General features: G+C 66.0%; 22 protein-coding genes. 13 read left to right on the top strand and 9 right to left on the bottom strand.

Translation table 11 applies throughout. The features are described 5' to 3' along the window. Window positions 1-8 precede the first annotated feature (8 nt). Window positions 9-959, bottom strand: coding sequence for an FAD binding domain-containing protein (locus J6500_RS03375; RefSeq protein WP_225711249.1), 951 nt, complete (start codon window positions 957-959; stop codon window positions 9-11). After that, on the bottom strand, window positions 956-1,606 hold the full coding sequence (gene paoA / locus J6500_RS03370) for an aldehyde dehydrogenase iron-sulfur subunit PaoA (protein WP_225711248.1): 651 nt from the start codon (window positions 1,604-1,606) through the stop codon (window positions 956-958). The genes J6500_RS03375 and paoA overlap by 4 nt, the downstream gene beginning before the upstream one ends. A 316-nt stretch (window positions 1,607-1,922) precedes the next feature. Between paoA and J6500_RS03365 the strand changes: the two genes are divergently transcribed. The 8 genes from J6500_RS03365 to J6500_RS03330 all read left to right on the top strand — a co-directional run bounded on the left by J6500_RS03365 (window position 1,923) and on the right by J6500_RS03330 (window position 11,059). Continuing rightward, window positions 1,923-2,684 carry a crotonase/enoyl-CoA hydratase family protein gene (locus J6500_RS03365; RefSeq protein WP_225711247.1) on the top strand — a complete coding sequence of 254 codons (762 nt, stop codon included), beginning with the start codon at window positions 1,923-1,925 and terminating at the stop codon, window positions 2,682-2,684. A 61-nt stretch (window positions 2,685-2,745) separates the two neighbouring features. After that, complete coding sequence (locus J6500_RS03360; RefSeq protein ID WP_225711246.1) at window positions 2,746-4,410, top strand: bifunctional metallophosphatase/5'-nucleotidase; 1,665 nt, start codon at window positions 2,746-2,748, stop codon at window positions 4,408-4,410. A gap of 248 nt (window positions 4,411-4,658) precedes the next feature. Further along, window positions 4,659-5,585, top strand: coding sequence for a histone deacetylase family protein (locus J6500_RS03355; RefSeq protein ID WP_225711245.1), 927 nt, complete (start codon window positions 4,659-4,661; stop codon window positions 5,583-5,585). Between the two features lie 146 nt (window positions 5,586-5,731). Beyond that, window positions 5,732-5,983 (top strand): exodeoxyribonuclease VII small subunit, encoded by a 252-nt coding sequence (locus tag J6500_RS03350; protein WP_211984899.1) that lies wholly within the window; start codon window positions 5,732-5,734, stop codon window positions 5,981-5,983. A 540-nt stretch (window positions 5,984-6,523) separates the two neighbouring features. Next, window positions 6,524-8,452, top strand: coding sequence for a 1-deoxy-D-xylulose-5-phosphate synthase (dxs, locus tag J6500_RS03345; RefSeq protein WP_225711244.1), 1,929 nt, complete (start codon window positions 6,524-6,526; stop codon window positions 8,450-8,452). Between the two features lie 33 nt (window positions 8,453-8,485). Beyond that, window positions 8,486-9,055 carry a nucleoside 2-deoxyribosyltransferase gene (locus J6500_RS03340; protein ID WP_225711243.1) on the top strand — a complete coding sequence of 190 codons (570 nt, stop codon included), beginning with the start codon at window positions 8,486-8,488 and terminating at the stop codon, window positions 9,053-9,055. Next, window positions 9,052-9,810 (top strand): TlyA family RNA methyltransferase, encoded by a 759-nt coding sequence (locus J6500_RS03335; protein WP_225711242.1) that lies wholly within the window; start codon window positions 9,052-9,054, stop codon window positions 9,808-9,810. Before J6500_RS03340 ends, J6500_RS03335 begins: the two co-directional genes overlap by 4 nt. Then, on the top strand, window positions 9,803-11,059 hold the full coding sequence (locus J6500_RS03330) for a class I SAM-dependent RNA methyltransferase (RefSeq protein WP_225711241.1): 1,257 nt from the start codon (window positions 9,803-9,805) through the stop codon (window positions 11,057-11,059). Before J6500_RS03335 ends, J6500_RS03330 begins: the two co-directional genes overlap by 8 nt. A gap of 47 nt (window positions 11,060-11,106) precedes the next feature. Here the strand turns inward: J6500_RS03330 and J6500_RS03325 are convergent, their stop codons facing one another. Then, window positions 11,107-11,958 (bottom strand): DUF1194 domain-containing protein, encoded by an 852-nt coding sequence (locus J6500_RS03325; RefSeq protein WP_225711240.1) that lies wholly within the window; start codon window positions 11,956-11,958, stop codon window positions 11,107-11,109. A 227-nt stretch (window positions 11,959-12,185) separates the two neighbouring features. Here J6500_RS03325 and clpS point away from each other — a divergent pair, with 227 nt between their 5' ends. Further along, window positions 12,186-12,491, top strand: a complete 306-nt coding sequence (gene clpS, locus J6500_RS03320) for an ATP-dependent Clp protease adapter ClpS (RefSeq protein ID WP_225711239.1) — start codon at window positions 12,186-12,188, stop codon at window positions 12,489-12,491. A gap of 29 nt (window positions 12,492-12,520) precedes the next feature. On the opposite strand, the gene J6500_RS03315 is transcribed toward clpS, so the two are convergent. From J6500_RS03315 to J6500_RS03305, 3 genes are all read right to left on the bottom strand, one after another. Further along, window positions 12,521-13,714, bottom strand: coding sequence for an adenylate/guanylate cyclase domain-containing protein (locus J6500_RS03315; RefSeq protein ID WP_225711238.1), 1,194 nt, complete (start codon window positions 13,712-13,714; stop codon window positions 12,521-12,523). Window positions 13,715-13,848: 134 nt separating this feature from the next. Further along, window positions 13,849-14,937 carry a chorismate synthase gene (gene aroC, locus J6500_RS03310; RefSeq protein WP_225711237.1) on the bottom strand — a complete coding sequence of 363 codons (1,089 nt, stop codon included), beginning with the start codon at window positions 14,935-14,937 and terminating at the stop codon, window positions 13,849-13,851. Between the two features lie 93 nt (window positions 14,938-15,030). Beyond that, window positions 15,031-15,630: a histidine phosphatase family protein gene (locus tag J6500_RS03305; protein WP_225711236.1), complete on the bottom strand. Its 600-nt coding sequence runs from the start codon at window positions 15,628-15,630 to the stop codon at window positions 15,031-15,033. 230 nt (window positions 15,631-15,860) lie between these two features. Between J6500_RS03305 and J6500_RS03300 the strand changes: the two genes are divergently transcribed. Both J6500_RS03300 and J6500_RS03295 read left to right on the top strand, forming a co-directional pair. Next, window positions 15,861-16,349: a sigma-70 family RNA polymerase sigma factor gene (locus J6500_RS03300; protein ID WP_225711235.1), complete on the top strand. Its 489-nt coding sequence runs from the start codon at window positions 15,861-15,863 to the stop codon at window positions 16,347-16,349. A gap of 60 nt (window positions 16,350-16,409) precedes the next feature. Beyond that, the gene (locus J6500_RS03295; protein WP_225711234.1) at window positions 16,410-17,174 is read left to right on the top strand and encodes an anti-sigma factor family protein; all 765 of its coding nucleotides are present in this window, start codon (window positions 16,410-16,412) and stop codon (window positions 17,172-17,174) included. 514 nt (window positions 17,175-17,688) lie between these two features. Here J6500_RS03295 and J6500_RS03290 read toward each other — a convergent pair. Further along, on the bottom strand, window positions 17,689-18,648 hold the full coding sequence (locus J6500_RS03290; protein ID WP_225711233.1) for a DnaJ C-terminal domain-containing protein: 960 nt from the start codon (window positions 18,646-18,648) through the stop codon (window positions 17,689-17,691). A 138-nt stretch (window positions 18,649-18,786) separates the two neighbouring features. Further along, the gene (locus J6500_RS03285; protein ID WP_225711232.1) at window positions 18,787-19,197 is read right to left on the bottom strand and encodes an RT0821/Lpp0805 family surface protein; all 411 of its coding nucleotides are present in this window, start codon (window positions 19,195-19,197) and stop codon (window positions 18,787-18,789) included. Between the two features lie 105 nt (window positions 19,198-19,302). Here J6500_RS03285 and pdxH point away from each other — a divergent pair, with 105 nt between their 5' ends. Then, window positions 19,303-19,944, top strand: coding sequence for a pyridoxamine 5'-phosphate oxidase (pdxH, locus tag J6500_RS03280; protein ID WP_225711231.1), 642 nt, complete (start codon window positions 19,303-19,305; stop codon window positions 19,942-19,944). 42 nt (window positions 19,945-19,986) lie between these two features. Continuing rightward, window positions 19,987-20,739, top strand: a complete 753-nt coding sequence (locus tag J6500_RS03275; protein WP_225711230.1) for an SDR family NAD(P)-dependent oxidoreductase — start codon at window positions 19,987-19,989, stop codon at window positions 20,737-20,739. A gap of 133 nt (window positions 20,740-20,872) precedes the next feature. On the opposite strand, the gene J6500_RS03270 is transcribed toward J6500_RS03275, so the two are convergent. Further along, window positions 20,873-21,094 (bottom strand): hypothetical protein, encoded by a 222-nt coding sequence (locus tag J6500_RS03270; RefSeq protein WP_225711229.1) that lies wholly within the window; start codon window positions 21,092-21,094, stop codon window positions 20,873-20,875. Between the last annotated feature and the right edge of the window lie 119 nt (window positions 21,095-21,213).

Raw genomic sequence — 21,213 nt, 5'->3', positions numbered from 1 at the left:
ACCCTTTTCTATCCCCTTGCCTCGCGCAGCACCGCTGCCAGCGTTCGCTCGGCGAGCGGCAGCTTGAATGCGTTGTCCTGCGTTGGCTTTGCATCGGCGAACAGCCTTGCGGTGACCGCTTTGGCGCCCCGCGGCAATTCCGCCTCCGCCGCCTCGACGCGCCACGGCTTGTGCGCGACTCCGCCGAGCGCGACACGGCCGGTGCCGTCCGGCTGCACGATCGCGGCGACCGAAACCAGCGCGAATGCATAGGAGGCTCGGTCCCGAACCTTGCGGTAGGCCTGCGTGCCGCCGACGGGTTTTGGCAGCGTCACCGCAGTGATCAATTCGCCCGGCTGCAGCGTGGTTTCGATCTCGGGACTGTCGCCGGGCAGACGATGCAGCTCGGCGATCGGGATGGTACGTGCGGCACCGTCGGGCCGCACCGTCTCCACGGTCGCATCGAGCGCGCGCATCGCCACCGCCATGTCGCTCGGATGCGTTGCGATGCAGGCTTCGCTCACGCCGACCACGGCATGCTGGCGGGACGCGCCGCCGATCGCGGCACAGCCACTGCCGGGCTTGCGTTTGTTGCAGGGCAGATTGGTGTCGTAGAAATAGGGGCAGCGCGTCCGCTGCAACAGGTTGCCGGCCGTGGTCGCCTTGTTGCGCAACTGGCCGGAGGCACCGGCCAGCAGCGCGCGCGACAGCACGGCATAGTCGCGGCGCACGCGCTCATTCGCCGCCAGATCGGTGTTGCGCACCAGCGCGCCGATGCGCAGGCCGCCGTCCGGCGTCTCCTCGATGCGGTCGAGCGCAAGGCCGTTGACGTCGATCAGATGCGCTGGCGTCTCGATCTCGAGCTTCATCAAATCGAGCAGGTTGGTGCCGCCTGCGATGAATTTTGCGTTGTCGGTGTGCGCGGCCGCGCTCGCCGCCTCGGCCGGCGACTGCGCCCGCGTGTAACTGAAGGCTCTCATGCGCTCCTCCCGGCGACCTCGCCGATCGCGTCCGCAATGTTGGAATAGGCGCCGCAGCGGCAGATATTGCCGCTCATGCGCTCGCGCAGTTCGGCATTGGTCAATCGCACCGGCGCGGTGAGATCGGCCGTCACGTGGCTCGGAATGCCGCTCCGGACCTCGTCGAGCACGGCGACCGCGGAGCAAATCTGCCCCGGCGTGCAGTAGCCGCATTGATAGCCGTCGTGCTTGACGAACGCCGCCTGCATCGGATGCAGATGATCCGGCGCGCCGAGCCCCTCGATCGTGGTGATCTCGTCACCCTCATGCATCACAGCGAGCGTCAGGCAGGAATTGATCCGCCGTCCGTCGACGATGACGGTGCAGGCGCCGCACTGGCCGTGGTCGCAGCCCTTCTTGGTGCCGGTCAGATGCAGATGCTCGCGCAACGCATCGAGCAGCGTGGTCCTGGTATCGAGCTCGAGTTGGTGGGTGTCGCCGTTCACATCAAAGGACACTTTTGTCATCACAGGCGCTCCAGGCGGGGCTGATGCAGTTTGCGCCGTCGCGGATGATGCCGGCGCCGCGACAGACGACGCGGCAAGCGAGGCGGCTCCGACAATCAACAAATGGCGCCGGGATAGTTCCAAACGACCGGAAATTTGCATGCCGCTCTCCTGCTGCTCAGCCGCGCTTGCCGGACGGCGGAACCGGGCATGACCTCCGCGCGCGTGTGCCGGCTGCACCGGATGAATGCTGCAGGGCGCGGAATGTTTCTGCGCGGGACTTAAACAACTCGCGAGCGGAACGTATGCAGAGCCAACCGCCGCGCTCGGGACGAGGTGAATTCCAGCTGCGCCGTCAATGCTCGCCTGACGGAAAAGCGTCCGGAAGCACTTGGGGCCTGCGGCGGATCATGTAGGATGACGGCAAGGACCGCGCCGGGCGGCAGTGAAGCCGCCGGCCAATGCAAGGACCCGCTTGATGACCGCGCATGTGATCGTGACCGACGAAGCCGCCACGCGCGTGATCAAGCTGCGCCGCCCCGAGAAGAAGAACGCGATCACGCAGGACATGTATCGCGCGATGAGCGATGCGATCGACACGGCGCAGAACAACCCGAATATCCGCTGCCTGATCGTCACCGGCGGCTCCGGCGTGTTCACCGCCGGCAACGATATCGAGGACCTGTTGACCGCTGGCACCTCGAACACCGATCCGCCCGCCGCCTCCAACCTGGTCAAGTTCCTGTATTCGCTGGCCCATAATGTGAAGCCGATCATCGCCGCCGTCGACGGCGTCGCGATGGGCATCGGCACCACCATGCTGTTCCACTGCGACTACGTGCTGGCCAGCAAAACCGCCTCGTTCTCGACCCCGTTCTCGAATTTCGGCCTGGTGCCGGAGGGCGCCTCCAGCCTACTGATGCCGCGCAGCATGGGCCATCAGCGGGCGTTCGCGATGCTGGTAATGGGCCGCACCATGACCGCCGACGACGCCCGCGTCGCCGGCTTCGTCAACACCGTGGTGGCGCCGGGCCACGCCGAGGTCGAGGCGCACAAGGTGGCGCGCGAGATCTGCGCGCTGCCGGCCGAGGCGGTGGCGATCTCGCGTCGGCTGATCCGCCTGCCGCCGGAGGATGTCACCCGCCGGATCGAGCAGGAAAACCATCTGTTCACCGAGCGCATGCGCTCCAGGGAAGCGATCGCCGCCTTCAAGGCGTTCATGGCGCGCACGAAGGATTGAACGCGCGCGTCGCAAAAATGTAGTGGCGCGGCGTCATCATCGCGTGCTCCATGGACAGATCATGAGACATCACCACCTCTCCGTCGCCATCGCTTCGCTCGCCCTCCTCGCGGCCGGCCCCTGCCTGGCGCAGAGCACTGCGCCGGTGGACTTGCGTATTCTCGCCATCAACGATTTCCACGGCTATCTGCGGCCGCCGCCCGGCGGCATCCGCATCACCGATCCCGCCGACGCGACCAGGAAGGTCATGGTGCCCGCCGGCGGCGCCGAGCGGGTGGCGACCGCGGTCAAGGAGATGCGTCAGGGTCACAGAAACAACATCTTCGTTGCGGCCGGCGACCTGATCGGTGCGAGCCCGTTCCTGTCGGCCATGTTCCACGATGAACCGACCATCGAGTCGCTGTCGATGATGGGGCTGGCGATCTCCTCGGTCGGCAATCACGAATTTGACGAAGGCAAGGATGAGTTGCTGCGGATGCAGAACGGCGGCTGCCATCCGATCGACAAGTGCCAGGGGCCGCATCCCTTCACGGGCGCCAAATTCCGCTATCTGGCCGCCAGCACGATCGAGAAGGCGACCGGCAAACCCGTGTTTCCACCCTACGAGATCAAGACGTTCGACGGCATCCCGGTCGCCTTCATCGGGCTGACATTGAAGAACACACCGAACCTGGTGTCGCCGGCCGGCGTCGCCAGCCTGGAATTTCGCGACGAGGCCGAGACCGTCAATGCGCTGATCCCCGAATTGAAGGCGAAGGGCGTCGAGGCGATCGTGGTGCTGATCCACGAAGGCGGCTTTCCGACCGGCGACTACAATGAGTGCCCGGGGATATCAGGACCGATCGTCGACATCGTCAGGAAATTCGACAAGGCGGTCGACGTCGTGATTTCCGGCCACACCCACCAGGCCTATGTCTGCGAGATCGACGGGCGGCTCGTCACCTCCGGCGACAAGTACGGCACGCTGGTCACCGCGATCGATCTGCAGCTCGATCCGAAGACGCGCGACGTGATCAGCGCCAAGGCCGACAACACCATCGTGCGGATCGACACCTATCACCGCGATCCCGAACAGACCGCGCTGCTCGAGGCCTATGACCGGCTCGCCGCGCCGATCGCCAACCGCGCCGCCGGATCGGTCACCGAGACGCTGTCGCGCACGCCGAACGACTCGGGCGAAAGCGCGCTCGGCGACATTGTCGCCGATGCGCAGCTGGCCGCGACCAGCTCCGAACCGAATGGCGGCGCCGTGATCGCCTTCACCAATCCCGGCGGTGTGCGCACCGACATCACCCACCGCGAGGACGGCGCGGTCACCTACGCCGACATCTTCGCCAGCCAGCCGTTCCGCAACCAGCTGGTGACGATGACGCTGACCGGCAAGCAGCTCAAGGACGTGCTGGAGCAGCAATGGGCCGACCCCAAGCGGCCGCGTCCGCTGCAGGTATCGAAGGGTTTTGTCTATGCCTGGGACGCGAGCAAGCCGGACGGCGAGCGCATCATCGCCGCAAGGATGTCGCTCGACGGCAAGCCGATCGACCCCGCGGCGAGCTATCGCGTGACCGTGAACAACTACCTCGCCGAAGGCGGCGACGGCTTCACTGTGTTCAAGGACGGCAAGGCACAGCAGTTCGGCATCTACGACGTCGACGCGCTCTATGCATACTTCAAGGCCAACAGCCCGGTCAGCCCGACCGCGGGCAAGCGGATCGAGCGGATCAACTAGGCGAAGCGGCGCGCATGAAGCACGGGTCCCTCCCCGTCATTGCGAGCGAAGCGAAGCAATCCATGCTACCGCTTGCGCGGTGACAATTGATTGCTTCGCTTCGCTCGCAATGACGGGGATGGAGTTCGGCTTCTAGCCGTCGCGCCAAGGTGAGGCCGGCAGAACAAAGTCGGACCTTTCCGGACCGCCGCTAACGGCCTACATTGGGGCCTTCCTCGTACGCGCCACCAGTGGCGCCGGGAATTCGCATGACACTGCTTCTGACGCATTCGGCCTGCCTCAATCACCTCACCCCGCCCGGACATCCCGAACGCCCCGACCGGCTGCGTGCGGTCGACGAGGTGCTCGGCGAGGACCGCTTCAAGGCGCTGGTGCGCGATTTGGCGCCGGAAGGCGACCTCGATTCCGTGCTGCTCTGTCACGGCGAGCATTATGTCGGCGAGCTCCGCCACATCGCGCCGACTTCGGGTCTAATCTATCTCGACGGCGACACCTCGATGTCGCCGGGCACCTGGGAGGCGGTGATGCGCGGCGTCGGCGGCGCGGTGGCCGCGACCGACGCGGTGATGCAGGGCAAGCATCAGAATGCCTTCGTCGCGGTGCGCCCGCCCGGCCATCACGCCGAAAAATCGACGCCGATGGGTTTTTGCTTCTTCGACAACGTCGCGATCGCCGCGCGCCACGCGCAGCGCAAATACGGCATCGCGCGTGCCGCGGTGATCGACTTCGACGTCCATCACGGCAACGGCACGCAGGATATCTTCTGGGCCGATCCGACCGTGATGTACTGCTCGACGCACCAGATGCCGCTGTTTCCCGGCACCGGCGCGATGAGTGAGCGCGGCGAGCACGATACCGTGGTCAATGCGCCGCTGGCTCCTGGCGATGGCAGCGCCAAGTTCCGCTCGGCGTTCGAGAACCTGATCCTGCCGCAACTCGAGAAGTTCTCCCCCGAACTCGTCATCATCTCGGCCGGCTTCGATGCGCACCATCGCGATCCCTTGGCCTCGATCAATCTGAGGGGCGAAGATTTCGGCTGGGTCACGCGCAAGCTGATGGACTTCGCCGACAAGAGTGCCGGCGGCCGCGTGGTCTCGGTTCTCGAGGGCGGCTACGATCTGGAGGGCCTGAAAGAGTCGGTGGCTTCCCACGTCACCGCATTGATGGGCGGGTAAATCCCCGCCACAATACGCCCGCAAAACTTCGATTTGATTCTCCGGTGGGCGAGCATGACCGAATAGACGCCCGAACCTGCGACGGATCATGCTCAAGGATAACAGATCAGATCGCGATCTGATCGGCGCAATCGGGAACGCAAAGAATGGCCGAGAATACCCAGGTGGACGTGAAGCAGCTCTCCTTCGAACGCGCGATCGAGGAACTCGAATCGATCGTCAAGCGGCTTGAGGACGGCAAGGTCCCGCTTGAGGAATCGGTCGCGATCTACGAACGCGGCGAGGCGCTGAAGCGGCGCTGCGAGGAGCTGTTGCGCCAGGCCGAAGCCCGCGTTGACAAGATCACCACCGACGCGTCGGGCCAGCCGACCGGCACCGCGCCGCTGGACGTGCAGTAGCGCTTCGGCCGATCGCAGGACGCGGCCAACGCCTCAAAATATTTCTGCATGTTTCCGCCGTGCCTGCCCGCGGAATGCACAGCGCTGCGCCGCCCGCCCGGTGCGACGTGCGATCGAATCGGCCAATCCGAGGCCGACCGGCTGCCCATGAAATAGGCGGAATGGAACCCGCAGTCCACGACACCCATTGAAATATCTGTATTTTTCGGAACGGAGCATGGGAACCCATTGCGCCGAGCGGGTTGGCTTTGCCGACAGGTTTGGTGTAATGCTTCCAGTTCTATGGGCATTTGAGGGGGGCGGCCGGCCGGATTCTTCCGGCGGCAAGCACCTCAAATGGTTCGACAAAACTGAACCGGGACGGGTGAAAAGCGACCAACGTGAGGGATATCACAGGGTCCAATCCGGAGTGCATCTAGGCTTACATCCAGGCATCGGCTTGCCGGGGCGGCACCAGTGTCTGGCATTCGCTGCGCGCGAGCGCGCAACCCTTCTCGCGTCGGGCCGTTGGTTCCGACTTGGCAAAATTGGAATATCGCTGTGACCACATTTAGTAAGACGCCGCTTCTTGACACCATCCGCACGCCGGAAGACCTGCGCAAGCTCAAGGTCGACCAGGTGCGGCAGGTTGCCGATGAACTGCGCCAGGAGACGATTGACGCCGTGTCGGTGACCGGCGGGCATTTCGGCGCCGGTCTCGGCGTGGTCGAGCTGACCACCGCCATCCATTACATCTTCGACACCCCGCGCGACCGCCTGATCTGGGACGTCGGCCACCAGGCCTATCCGCACAAGATCCTGACCGGCCGCCGCGACCGCATCCGCACGCTGCGCACCGGCGGCGGCCTCTCCGGCTTCACCAAGCGCACCGAGAGCGACTACGATCCGTTCGGCGCCGCGCATTCCTCGACCTCGATCTCGGCCGGTCTCGGCATGGCCGTGGCACGCGACCTCTCCGGCGGCAACAACAACGTTATCGCCGTGATCGGTGACGGCGCGATGTCGGCGGGCATGGCCTATGAGGCCATGAACAACGCCGGCGCCATGAACTCGCGCCTGATCGTGATCCTCAACGACAACGACATGTCGATCGCCCCGCCGGTCGGCGCGATGAGCGCCTATCTGTCGCGCCTTTATTCCGGCAAGACCTACCGCTCGCTGCGCGAGGCGGCCAAGCAGATCAACAAGCGCCTGCCGAAGATCCTCGCCAACCGCGCCAACCGCGTCGAGGAATATTCGCGCGGCTTCATGATGGACGGCGGCACGCTGTTCGAGGAGCTCGGCTTCTACTATGTCGGCCCGATCGACGGCCACAATCTCGACCATCTGCTGCCGGTGCTGAAGAACGTCCGCGACATGGAGACCGGCCCGATCCTGGTCCACGTCGTGACCCAGAAGGGCAAGGGCTACGGCCCGGCGGAAGCCTCCGCCGACAAGTATCACGCAGTGGTGAAATTCGACGTCGCGACGGGTACGCAGGCGAAAGCAAAACCGAACGCGCCGGCCTATCAGAACGTGTTCGGCCAGAGCCTCGTCAAGGAAGCGCAGAAGGACGACAAGATCGTCGCCATCACCGCGGCCATGCCGTCGGGCACCGGCGTCGACATCTTCAACAAGGCGTTCCCGGACCGCACCTTCGACGTCGGCATCGCCGAGCAGCATGCGGTGACCTTCGCCGCCGGCCTCGCCACCGAGGGCTACAAGCCGTTCTGCGCGATCTACTCGACCTTCCTGCAGCGCGGCTACGACCAGGTGGTGCACGACGTCGCGATCCAGAGCCTACCGGTCCGCTTCGCGATCGACCGCGCCGGTCTCGTCGGCGCCGACGGCGCGACCCATGCCGGCTCGTTCGACAACGCCTATCTCGGCTGCCTGCCGAACATGGTGATCATGGCCGCCTCCGACGAGGCGGAGCTGGTCCACATGGTGGCGACGCAGGTTGCGATCAACGACCGTCCGAGCGCGGTGCGCTATCCGCGCGGCGAAGGCCGCGGCGTCGAGATGCCCGAGGTCGGCGTTCCCCTGCCGATCGGTAAGGGCCGCATCATCCGCGAAGGCAAGAAGGTCGCCCTGCTCTCGTTCGGCACCCGCCTCGCCGAGTGCGAGAAGGCGGCCGACGAGCTCGCCGCCCACGGCCTCTCCGCCACCATCGCCGACGCGCGCTTCATGAAGCCGCTCGACGAGGACATGATCCTGAGGCTGGCGCGCGACCACGAGATCCTGATCACGATCGAGGAAGGCTCGATCGGCGGGTTCGGCTCGCATGTGGTGCAGTTCCTGACCGATCACGGCATGCTCGACAGCGGCATGCTCAAGTTCCGCTCGATGGTGCTGCCCGACGTGTTCCTCGACCACGACACGCCGGCGGCGATGTATGCCCGCGCCGGTCTCGACGCCAAGAGCATCGTCGCCAAGGTGTTCGAAACCCTCGGCAAGGATTTCAAGACCGAGACCGTCAAGCTCGCGTAATCCTTCCGGACGGCGCTTCGGGGCGGCAAGTCCATGAAAATCTATCTGGCAGGTCCTGACGTGTTCCTGCCGGATGCCGTGGAGATCGGACGCCGCAAGGCGGCGATCTGCGCGCGGCATAGCCTGACCGGACTGTTTCCGCTCGACATCGCGGTGGAACGGGCGGCAGCCGACGCCTCCCTTGTCATCTTCAAGAACAATGAAGCGATGATGGACTCCGCCGATGCCATCATCGCCAATTTGACGCCGTTTCGCGGCCCCAGTGCCGACGCAGGCACCGTCTACGAATTGGGCTACATGGCAGGACGCCGCAAGCGCTGCTTCGCCTACGCGAACGATCCTGCATCCTACGCCAACCGCGTGGCGCGGCGCCAACCGGTCGCGCCGGCGCCCAACGGGCGGCTGATCGATGCGGAGGGGCTGACGGTGGAGGAGTTCGGATTGCCCGACAATCTGATGATGATCCATGCGCTCGACCTGCACGGTGCGCCGCTAGTGACCCCGCGCGAGGTGCCCCGCGACATCTGGCGCGATCTCGCCTGCTTCGAGGCCTGCGTGCAGCTCGCAGCCGCATACGCAGTGCAGCCGCCGGCAGCCCAGTGACCAAGGCGGGCGACAACGACAATGCACCGGCCGGCAAGCGCATCGACGTCCTGCTGGTCGAGCGCGGCCTGTTCGAGAGCCGGGCTCGGGCCCGTGCCGCGATCGACGCCGGGCTCGTGACCGCGGACGGCAAACAGATCGCCAAGGCCTCGGAGATCATCGCGTCCGATGCGGCGCTCGCCGCGGAGCCGGCGCATCCCTACGTCTCGCGCGGCGGCGTCAAGCTCGCCGGCGCGCTGGAGCATTATCCGATCGAGATCGAGGACCATGTCTGCCTCGATGTCGGCGCCTCCACCGGCGGCTTCACCGAGGTGCTGCTCGCCAACGGCGCGAGCCTCGTGTTCGCCATCGATGTCGGCCACGGCCAGTTGCATCCCTCGCTGCAGGGCCACCCGAAGATCGTCTCGATGGAGGCGACCGACATCAGGAGCTTTGAGGGCAAGCGGCTGCCGGCGCGGCCCGACGTCGTCGTGATCGACGTCAGCTTCATCTCGCTCAAGCTGGTGCTGCCGGTGGCGCTGTCGCTCGCGGCGGCGCCGATGCATCTGCTCGCGCTGATCAAGCCGCAATTCGAGGCGGCGCGAAAACATTCCAAGCGCGGCATCATCCGCAACGCGATGGTGCATCAGGACATCTGCGACGACATCGCCGGCTTCGCCGCCTCGCTCGGCTGCACCGACATCCAGGTGTTCCCGTCGTCGATCCCAGGCGGCGACGGCAACATCGAATTCTTCCTCGGCGCGCGGCGTGGCTGAAACCCTCACCATCGACCATGTCGGCCATCGCGGCGACGGCGTTGCGATCGAGGGTGCGCAGTCGATCTACGTCCCCTATGCGCTGGTGGGCGAGCGCGTCGAGGTCGCCGAGATTCCCGGCAACCATCCGGACCGCCGGCGGCTGCTGCGCGTCGAGCGCGCCAGCGCCGAGCGCATCACCCCGTTCTGCCCGCATTTCGGCGTCTGCGGCGGCTGTGCGATCCAGCACTGGAGCGAGGCGCCCTATCAGGCCTGGAAGCGCAACATCGTGGTCGAGACGCTGGCGCAGGCCAGGATCGATTGCGAGGTCGCGCCGCTCATCGACGCCCATGGCGCCGGCCGCCGGCGCATGACCCTGCATGCGCGGATGGGTACCCACGAGGTGCTCAAGGTCGGCTTCGCCGCGGCCGGCTCGCACGACATCGTCCCGGTCGACCGCTGTCCGATCCTTGATGCTGCGCTCGACGGCGCGCTCGAGGCGGCCTGGGCGATCGCCGAGCCGCTGATCACGGTCGGCAAGCCGCTCGACATCCAGGCCACTGCGACGCGCAACGGCCTCGATATCGACGTGCGCGGCTCCGGCGCGCTGCCGACGGCGATGATCGCGACGCTGTCGCGCGTCGCGGACAAGCATCGGCTGGCGCGGCTGACCCGGCACGGCGAGCTGGTCCTGATGCGCAGCGCCCCGGAGATTTCAATCGGCAAGGCCAGGGTGGTGCTGCCGCCGGGCTCGTTCCTGCAGGCCACCGTCAAGGGCGAGGAGACATTGGCCGCGCTGGTGCGCGAATATTGCGGGCGCGCCAAGCAGATCGCCGACCTGTTCTGCGGCGTCGGCCCGTTTGCGCTGCGCCTTGCGGAGCAGGCACGCGTTGCGGCGTTCGACAGCGATGCCGGCGCCGTTGCCGCCCTGCAAAAGGCCGCGCAGGCGACATCCGGGCTGAAGCCGCTCAAGGCCGAGGCGCGCGACCTGTTCCGCCGCCCGCTGATGCCGCAGGAATTGCGCGACTTCGATGCCGTCGTGTTCGATCCACCGCGGCAGGGCGCGCAAGCCCAGGTCACGCAACTCGCGGCCAGCAAGGTACCGGTGGTCGTCGCGGTGTCCTGCAACGCCGCCACCTTCGGTCGCGACGCAAGAATCCTGATCGATGGCGGCTACCGGATCGACGGCGTCGCCCCGGTCGACCAGTTCCGCCATACGCCACACGTCGAACTGGTGGCGCGCTTCACGCGTCGAAGGATGATCCGCTGATCCTGTTCAGATCGATCGCTGATATTGCGGCGTCGTTGTGAGCGCCCTCACCGCCCCCAACGGTCCTGCCAGATCTTCTCGCCGATCATGCAATTGACCCGCGGCTCCTTGTCGGCCACCGGCACGACGTGGTGCTCCGGCACGCGGCCGGCGACCTCGAGCAGCAGCTTGGTGCGGATCGCCTCCTTGAACTTCTCGCGATCCTTGATCGACACCACGAACGAGCCGGGACCGCCGATCACGCAGTCCTCGTAGTAGTAATCGAGGTTCTCGATGTCCATCGTGGAATAGGACGGTTCCTTCACCATGATCGGCAGGCCGTTGATGATGATGCCCTTCTCCAGCGCCGCATCGCGCGCCGGCCGGATCGGCGTGCCGTCGTTGTTGGGGCCGTCGCCGGAAATATCGATCACGCGCCGCAGGCCGCGATGCGGATTCTCGTCGAACATCGGCATCGCGAAATAGATCGCACCCGAGATCGAGGTGCGCGAGGCGCGCCGCACCGGTGTCTTCATGATCTCGGCAGCGACGGCGTCGGCGGTTTCCGGGCCGTCGATCACACGCCAGGGAATGATCAGTTTCTGGTCCTTGGAGGCGGCCCATTCGAAATAGGTGATCGAGATCTTGCCGTTCGGGCCGGCCTTCAGCGCCTGCAGGAACTCCTTGGAGACGATCGCCTGCGCGTAGCCCTCGCGCTGCACCGCGAGCTCGTCCATGTCCATCGAATAGGAAACGTCGACCGCGATGATCAGCTCGACGTCGACGCTCGGGCTGGCTTCTTTTTCCGCAAGGCTGTGGGCAGGTTGTGTTCCGGCCCTTGGCGCGGCAACACCCGCCACATCGCCGCCGGCCAGCACGCCGGCGACAAGCACCGCTCCGATCGAGACATACCAGCGCATTCGCGGCCCTCCCGTCGTGTGAGCATTATGGTGACACGCAAATCAGGCGGCGCAAAGCGCAGATATCATCTGTCCTTCACATTCAGGTTAGCCGCCCACACATTATGCGGCCACACGTTGCACGCGCCGTGCCGTTGCCGCAACGAGCCCGTGCAAATCGACCGGTTCCAACTCGCGGCGGAAGACGGTAGTCTTACGGGGCGCAATCGTGAGGGAGGTGGCGGGCGATGCCCGATACCGTCGTCAAGCCGAAAACCAGGACGAAGACCAAGGTCGAGCGGCCGCGCCTGCACAAGGTGATCCTGGTCAACGACGACTACACGCCGCGCGAGTTCGTCGTCACCGTGCTGAAGGGCGAATTCCGCATGACCGACGACCAGGCCTACAAGGTGATGCTCACCGCGCACCAGCGCGGCGTCTGCGTGGTCGCGGTCTTCACCAAGGACGTCGCCGAGACCAAGGCGACGCGCGCCACCGATGCCGGCCGCGCCAAGGGCTATCCCCTGCTGTTCACCACCGAGCCGGAGGAGTAACCGGCACGCTAATCGCCCCGCCCCGAGGCCTATCCGGCCGCTGCGCGCGAGGCCTCGTCGTGCAGGCCGTAGACCCGCTCGGCCTTCGAGAAACCCGCGATCGGAAACTCGCCGAGATCGCTCCAGCCGCCATTGCAGATCCCGGCGAAGCGTTCGGACGCCACCACCGTGCGGCCGAGCCTGCCGGCGATCCTCTCCAGCCGCGCTGCGAGATTGACCGCGGGCCCGATGCAGGTGAAGTCGAGCCGGTTGCCACCGCCGATATTGCCGTAGAGCACGCGGCCGAGATGCAGCGCGACGCCGAAGCGGAAGCGCTCGACCGCCTCACCATTGGGAAATTGCAGCGCCGCGACGCCGGCGCGGGATGCGCGCGCGGCATCCAGCACCCGCGAGCAGACCTGCGCCTCGTCGCCGACATATTCGTCGATCGGAAACACCGCGAGCAGGCCGTCGCCCATGAATTTCAGCACCTCGCCGCCCTGGTCGCGTATCGCCGCGACCTGACAGTCGAAATAGAGGTTGAGGATCTCGACCACCGTCTCGGACGGCAAGCGGTCCGACAACGCGGTGAAACCGCGCAGGTCGGACAACCAGATCGCCGCGTCCATCGTATCGGCGCTGCCGCGCCTGATCTGGCCGCCCCAGATACGCTCGCCGGCGCGGTTGCCGACATAGGTGTCGAGCAGCAGCATGGCGGTGCGACGCAAGGTGACGATCTCGATGTAGCGCGCCAGCGGAACGGTGATCGACCGGATCGCATCCATTTGCTCATCGGTGAAGCCGCCCGGCTGCCTGGTGGTCCAGCTCGAAGCATTGATGAAGCCGTCGGTATAAACGAGCGGCAGCGCAACGTATTCGGTCACGCCTTCGGCGCGCAGATCCTCGACGATCGGAAAGCGTGCGCTCGCGGGGTCGTCGAGCCGGGCTCGCACCTCGAGCCCCTGCTTGAACACCGGCGCAAGCGGGCTGACGAGAAATTCCGGGGAGTTCTGGATATCGTGATCGACCGTGCCGGTTTCGACCTCGGAGCCGGGCTTCCAGAGAAAGTGCCGGCCGAAGATTTCAGGATGCAGCGTGCGGACAAAGACGCCGACGCGCCACAGCGGCAGGCCGGCCCGCACGGACCGCTCGCAGCATTCCGCCATCATCTGCTGCGGGGTCGGCGCCGAGCGCGCGCCGCCGATGATCCACTCGATCATGTCCCGCAATTCCGACGCGTTCATGGCAGCTCCCCAGGCGAGCACCCGATCAGGCAACCACGACTATACAGGAATTAAGGCGCGATCCGGAAAAGTGTGAAGCGGTTTTCTGCAAAGGTCGTGGCTGGACAAGCCGCTAAAGCGCGATGCATCGCGCTTCAGCGGCCGATCTGCCCGCGATCGCGCAGAAAATGATCGGCCAGCACGCAGGCCATCATGGCCTCGCCGACCGGTACTGCGCGGATACCGACGCAAGGGTCGTGGCGACCCTTGGTCAGGATGTCGGTATCGGCGCCCTTGCGGTCGACGGTGCGGCGCGGGGTCAGGATCGAGGAAGTCGGCTTGACCGCAAAACGCACCACCACCGGCTGGCCGGTCGAGATGCCGCCCAGAATGCCGCCGGCATTGTTGGACAGGAAGCGGGTGCCGTTGTTGCCCGTGCGCATCTCATCGGCGTTCTCCTCGCCCGAGAGCTCGGCGGCGCCGAAGCCGGCGCCGATCTCGACGCCCTTGACCGCATTGATGCTCATCATTGCCGATGCCAGATCGCTGTCGAGCTTGGCGTAAATCGGTGCGCCCAGTCCCGGCGGCACACCCTCGGCCACGATCTCGAGCACCGCGCCGATCGAGGAGCCGCTTTTGCGGATGCCGTCGAGATAGCTTTCGAAGAAGGCCGCCTTATCCTTGTCGGGGCAGAAGAACGGATTTCTCGCGACCTCGTCCCAGTCCCATTTGCCGCGGTCGATCTTGTGCGGGCCCATCTGCACCAGCGCGCCGCGCACCTTCACCTCGGGCAGGATCTTGCGCGCGATCGCGCCGGCGGCGACGCGGGTCGCGGTCTCGCGCGCCGAGGAGCGTCCGCCGCCGCGATAGTCGCGCAGGCCGTATTTCGCCTCATAGGTGAGGTCGGCATGGCCGGGCCGGAACTTGTCCTTGATCTCGGAATAGTCCTTCGAGCGCTGGTCGGTGTTCTCGATCAGAAGCGCGATCGGCGTGCCGGTCGTCACCTGCACCCCGGTCTCCGGATGCGCCATCACGCCGGACAGGATCTTCACCGCATCCGGCTCCTGGCGCTGGGTGGTGAAGCGCGACTGGCCGGGCCGGCGGCGATCGAGGTCGCGCTGGATCTCCGCGACGTCGAGCGGGATCAGCGGCGGGCAGCCGTCGACCACGCAGCCGATCGCAACCCCGTGGCTCTCGCCGAAGGTCGTGACGCGGAACATATGGCCGAAGGTGTTGAAGGACATGGGCGTGTGGTAACGCGCGATGGCACCGGGGTCAAACGTTGCTCCATCATTCCTGGGCGGTGCACAGCGCATCACCCGAAATGACGGGGCAAGTTAACTATACTTCCGCAGTCCATCCTCGGCGAACACATAAACCGCGCCCTGCTCGATGAAGAGATCCGCGGCGCTGGCCGGCGTCTCGTAGCCGAGCCCGACCATCAGCGCCCGCGCCGTGCCGCCATGGGCGACGGCGACCGTGTCCGAGGTCACCGAGTGGTACCAGTCGGTCATCCGCGCCTGCACCTCGACATAGCTCTCGCCGCCGGACGGCGACACTGTCCACTTGTCGGCCTGGCGGCGGGCATAGAGCGCGGGATCGGCCGCCTGCGCCTGCGCCAGTGTCGAGCCTTCCCAGACGCCGTAGGCGATCTCGCGCAGCCGCGCGTCGAGCGCGTAATCGGCCGGCGGCAGGCCGAGTTCGCCGCGCACCAGCTCCATGGTCGCGCGCGCCCGGATCAGCGGGCTGGCGACAAACGACAGCGCCGACGTGTCGCGGCCGTCGCGCGCGATGAGACCGCCGAGCACACGACCGGCATGCGCGGCCTGGTGGCGGCCGAGGTCGTTCAGGCCGATGTCCTGTACACCCTGCAATCGGCCCGCCGCGTTCCACGACGTCTCGCCGTGACGGATGAAGTAGATCGTCGGAGCGGGCATCTGCGAATCGCCAGTCCTTGCTGAGCCAGTCGAGCGCGCTCGGCCGGAGTCTGCGAGAAGTCCTGCCATGCGCCGAATTTGCGGGAGTTCGCTACACCAGCAGTCCGGCCCGGTACAGCACCAATCCGCGCGCAGACCCTGCGCAAATCCGCGCAAGTGGAATAGCCGCTGGATTCGGGTGTTATGCTCGATAAGGCGGTTTTCGCCGCGACCATCAAGCGCTGGGATACATGAACGCGTTTCGTCAAAGTGTCGAGGCCATGATTCCGGCGCTGCGCCGTTACGCGCGTGCGCTGGCACGTGACGCCGACATCGCCGACGATCTGGTGCAGGATACCCTGGTGCGCGCGCTGCGCTCGGAAAGACTGTTTCTCGGCGGCGACCTCAGGAGCTGGCTCTATACGATCCTGACCAATCTGAACAAGAATCGCCGGCGCTCGCTGGCGCGGCGGCCGCCGCTGGTGCCGCTGCTCGACAACAATGCCGACGCCAGCGGCACCGAGGCCGAGAGCCGCGACATCGAGCGCGCGCTGTCGACGCTGGTCGAGGAGCAGCGCTCGGTGCTGTTGCTCGTGGTCTTGGAGGGCATGAGCTATCGCGAGGTCGCCGACATCCAGGGCGTGCCGATCGGCACCGTGATGTCCCGCCTCGCCCGCGCCCGCGCCCATGTGCGGGCCATGCTGGAGGGCGAGCGCCCGGCGCTCAGGCGGGTGAAATGACATACGCGACTGGCCTGTGCTTGAACGATTATCGAAGCGAGATTTGACAGAGACGACGATATGACCGAGCCGAACATCCCCGTCACCGAAGACGAGCTCCACGCCTACGTCGACAACGAGCTGCCGGCCGAACGCCGCGCCGATGTCGAGGCGTGGCTCGCCGCGCATCCCGACGACGCAGCGCGGGTCCAGTCATGGCGCGAGATGGCAGATACGCTGCACGCGCGCTACGATTCCGTGGTGGACGAGGCGGTGCCGAAGCGGCTCGAGATCGAACGGCTGCAGCGCCAGCCGCGGCGCTGGGTCTACGGCGCGGTGGCGGCGACGCTCATGGCCTTTGTCGCCGGCGGCGGCGCCGGCTGGATCGCGCGCGGTGCGGCGGCGACGCCGTCAATCGTCCAGAGCTTCACGCTCGACGCGCTCGATGCGCACCGACTTTACGTGGTCGAGGTCCGCCATCCGGTCGAGGTGCCCGGCAGTGAGCGCGACCATCTGCAGCAATGGCTGACGAGGCGGTGCGGCTGGGATGTCCGGGCCCCGGAGCTCGCCGGGCTGAAGTTGGTCGGCGGCCGGCTGTTGCCCGGGCCGAGCGGGCCGGCCTCGTTCCTGATGTATGAAGGTGCGTCCGGCGAGCGCTTCACGATCTACACCGCAAAGGCGAAGACCGAGCCGACTCAGATGCGCTACTCGGTCAAGGGTAGCGACGGCGCGCTGTTCTGGGCCGATCGCGGCGTCGCCTATGTCGTGAGCGGCGGCAACGACCGGGGCCGCCTGACCCAGGTCGCGCAGGCGGTCTACGACCAGATGGAAAAGAGCGGCGGCTGAGAGGATGTGAGGCTTTGCCCTCACGCACCGCCGTCATCGTCCGCACTGTGCGCAATTGCGCACTTGGACCGGGGGATCCGGTACGCCGCGGCCTATCCGCTCAATCACACCTGTCTCTGGGTCAAGCTGGGCGATGACACCAAGCAAGGTAGCGCGCCGTAGTTCTACGGGCGAAGGACGCCGAATGAATCCCGCCTCACTCGCCGTCCCAATTCCGACATCGAAAATTTCGAATCGCGACATTGGCGCGTCTCATTATCGCACCGGATGCTCACGCGAAGATGATGTGCGCTCGATCCGCCGATCGGCGCACGCGGCCTCGATTGGGGCTTGGTACCGCGCTGGTCCCCCTCTCGAGGCCGCACTCCTTTATCCGCTGCCCGGGACGGTTCTGCACGCCGCAGAACGGAAGGTAGCGGCTTGGCCCTCTTTCAACGTGCTCGCAATGCCTGTTGTCTACCCCCAAGGACTCCGGGGTAGTGCAGTTTCGCATCTTGAGCGCGTTGCCTTGCGATCAGCCGAGATCGCCGCGCGGATTGTAGGGATGTCGCTCCCGCCACGTCTGCATCAATGCCTCAAGTTCGGCATCGTTCCCGTCGGGAAGGATAATGCGGGTGGTGACGTAGAGATCGCCCGATGCGCCCGCCTTGGGCAGGCCCTTGCCCTTGAGGCGGAAGGTGCGGCCGCTCGAAGTGTTCTTCGGGATCGATAGCTCGACCGCGCTGCCGAGCGTCGGCACGCGGACCTTGCCGCCGAGCACCGCCTCATACAACGTCACCGGCAGATCGATCCGCAGATCATTGCCGTCGACCTTGAAGAACGGATGCGGCGCGATCGATATCGTGATCAGGAGGTCGCCGGGCGGATGGCCGGGCGCGTTCTCGCCCTGCCCCTTCAGCCGGATCTGCTGACCGCTGGTGACGCCGGCGGGAATCTTGACGTTGAGCTCGCGGCCGGTCGGCAGGCGCACGCGCTTCTCGCCGCCATTGACCGCCTCTTCCAGCGACACCGTCATCGCAACCGACAGATCGAGGTCGACGCCGACCCCGCCACCCTCGAAGTCAAACGGGTTGGCGCGCCCGGCGCGGCCGCCGCCACGCGCGGCATTGCCGAACATGCTGTTGAGAATGTCCTCGAAGCTGCCGCCGCCCATCGCGCCGCTGCCGCCAGGGCCGGTGCGGAAGCTGTACTCGAATCCGCCGGGACCGGCACGGCCGCCTGCGCCGCCGCCAGGGAAACCCTGGAAGCGCGGCTTGCCCTCGCTGTCGATCTCGCCGCGATCGAACTGCTTGCGCTTGTCCTCGTCGCCGATGATCTCGTTGGCGCTGTTGATCTCGGCAAAGCGGGCCGCCGCCTTTGGATCGTTCTTGTTGCTGTCGGGGTGGTGTTTCTTGGCGAGCTTGCGATAGGCGCTCTTGATCGCCGCGGCGCTGGCGCTCCGCGGCACCCCCAAGACCTCATAGGGGTCGCGCATCCGTCACGTCTCCTTCACGGGAACATCGATTCTGGGTCCGGGACCCGAACGGGCCCACTTTGCGTTCATGTGGGGATTTAGTGGCATTTTTGCAACTCGCCCCGCCCCTCTGGCCCCGAAAATCCAGGCAAGATGCGTTCAGGACTTTCGCCACGGCTTCAGGCTATGGATTTCCCACCGCCCTTGTCCAGTCTTGCAGGCGGCGCCCTGTAGCCAGCTCTCGGTGGTTCCATTGACATAGCTGGCGAGGAAGTCCCGGCAGGTCCGGCCGTCCTCGCCCGAATAGGACTGCGCCAGCGGCGTCACCGAGCCGCGCGCGCCGGTCTCCGGATTCTCCCAGGGCTGGCTGGAATCCTTGCTGCCCTTGGTCAGCACGTCGGAGGCGGCATTTCGGGTGAAGGCGAGATCGCTGTCGGTCGGCGCCGGCGCGCTCGCCAGCGTCGGGCTGATCGTACCAGTCACATCCTTGTCGTCGAGCTTGGCGAAGGCATCGCTGCGCGAGATGCTACAGCCGCCGGCACCGACGCCGATCAGGATCAAAATGACCACGGTGCCCGCGGGCGGGATCGACGATAGGCCAATGCGTCCGCATGCCCTATATAGGGCTAGCAATGCGTTCTGGGACGCGGGCGAATGCAAATCGGGACCCCTGACATGACCGACACGAGCTCCATCAAACACCCGGCACCGTTAACATCGGGTGATTTTACCGCGGCGGAGGAGCCGTTTGCCCTGTTCGCCGAATGGTTTGCCGAGGCGGTCAAGTCCGAGCCCAACGACCCGAACGCGATGGCGCTGGCCACCGTCGATGCCGACGGGCTGCCTGACGTGCGCATGGTGCTGATGAAGGGCTTCGATGCCGCCGGCTTCGTGTTCTACAGTCATATCGCGAGCGCCAAGGGCCGCGAGCTCGCCGCCAACCCGAAGGCCGCGCTGCTGTTCCACTGGAAATCGCTGCGCCGCCAGGTGCGCATCCGCGGGCCGGTGACGCCGGTGAGCGATGCCGAGGCCGACGCCTATTTCGCGACGCGGCCGAAGCAGGCGCAGATCGGCGCCTGGGCCAGCAAGCAGTCGCAGCCGCTGGAGAGCCGCTTCGCCTTCGAGCAGGCCATTGCAAAGGTCGGCGCCAAATACGTCATCGGCGAGGTGCCGCGGCCGCCGGGCTGGAGCGGCTGGCGCATCACGCCGCAGCGCTTCGAGTTCTGGCACGACCGCCCATTCCGCCTGCACGACCGCATCGAATTCCGCCGTGACGGCGCGGATCATGCATGGTCGAAAGTGCGGCTCTATCCCTGACCCCAATCAGACGCAGACGCCGTTCAACGCTGAAAGACCGACATGCCCCCCTCATCCAATGCACCGCGGCGCACGCTGCTCCTGACCGGCGCGAGCCGCGGCATCGGCCATGCCACCGCGATCCGCTTCTCATCCGCCGGCTGGCGGGTCATCACGCTGTCGCGGCACGCGTTTCCGGAAGTCTGCCCGTGGGGCGCGGGGCCGGAGGACCATATCGAGGTCGACCTCGGCAGCCACGACGACACTGTGCGCGCGATCTCCGAGATCCGCCGGCGGCTGGACAACGACGAGCTGCACGCGCTGGTCAACAATGCGGCGATCTCGCCGAAGGCGCCCGGCGGCGGCCGGCTCGGCACCATGGACACCGACATCGAGACCTGGACCCACGTCTTCCATGTCAACTTCTTCGCCCCGATCATGATCGCGCGCGGCCTGATCGAGGAGCTGAAGCACGCCCGGGGCGCGGTGGTGAACGTCACCTCGATCGCCGGTTCGCGCGTGCATCCGTTCGCGGGCGCGGCCTATGCGACGTCGAAGGCGGCGCTTGCTGCGCTTACGCGGGAAATGGCCTCCGACTTCGGCCGTGTCGGCGTCCGCGTCAACGCGATCGCGCCCGGCGAGATCGACACCTCGATCCTGTCGCCGGGCACCGAGAAGATCGTCGACCAGCAGATCCCGATGCATCGCCTCGGCACGCCGGACGAAGTCGCCAAGATCATCTACGTGCTGTGCACGGAAACCAGCTCCTACGTGAACGGCGCCGAGATCCACATCAACGGCGGTCAGCACGTCTGAGCGTTGGAGAGGCTGGTCACTTCACTGAAGGGTGTCGAGGCGATCCCGGCCGCCGCCGCGGCCTCACGTCGGGATTGCTTCGAGTGCAGACGTAACGAGGAAGGCGAGGCTTCTGCCTCGGAAGCGAGAGCTTCTAGTCCGCGTAGAACCGGCGCGGCTTGTTCTCGAGCGGCTGCAGCGTAAGCGTGTTCAGCGCGCTGGAGCACTCGTCTTCGTTCTCACCATCGAGCAGCGCAGCGCCACAGTATCGGCAAAGCCTCGGCGAAATCGCCTGCACCTTGCCTGCTCCGCGGCCCTGTTGATAGCGCGCAAAGTCGATGACGTTACGCCGTGGCGTTATGATTTTCGCAACCATTGCTGTCCTCCGGCTTTCGAGGACGGCGTTATCGCAGACAAGTTTCGCCCAAACGTTCAGCGCAACGCTCAAATTTTAGAAGAGGAAATAAGGCAGCCTGCCCGAATCCCAAAATGCGA

Source organism: Bradyrhizobium semiaridum (assembly GCF_020329505.1).
GTDB classification, from domain to species: Bacteria; Pseudomonadota; Alphaproteobacteria; order Rhizobiales; family Xanthobacteraceae; genus Bradyrhizobium; species Bradyrhizobium semiaridum.
Note: the sequence above shows the minus strand (reverse complement) of the source record. Positions and strands in the feature narration are given on the sequence as shown.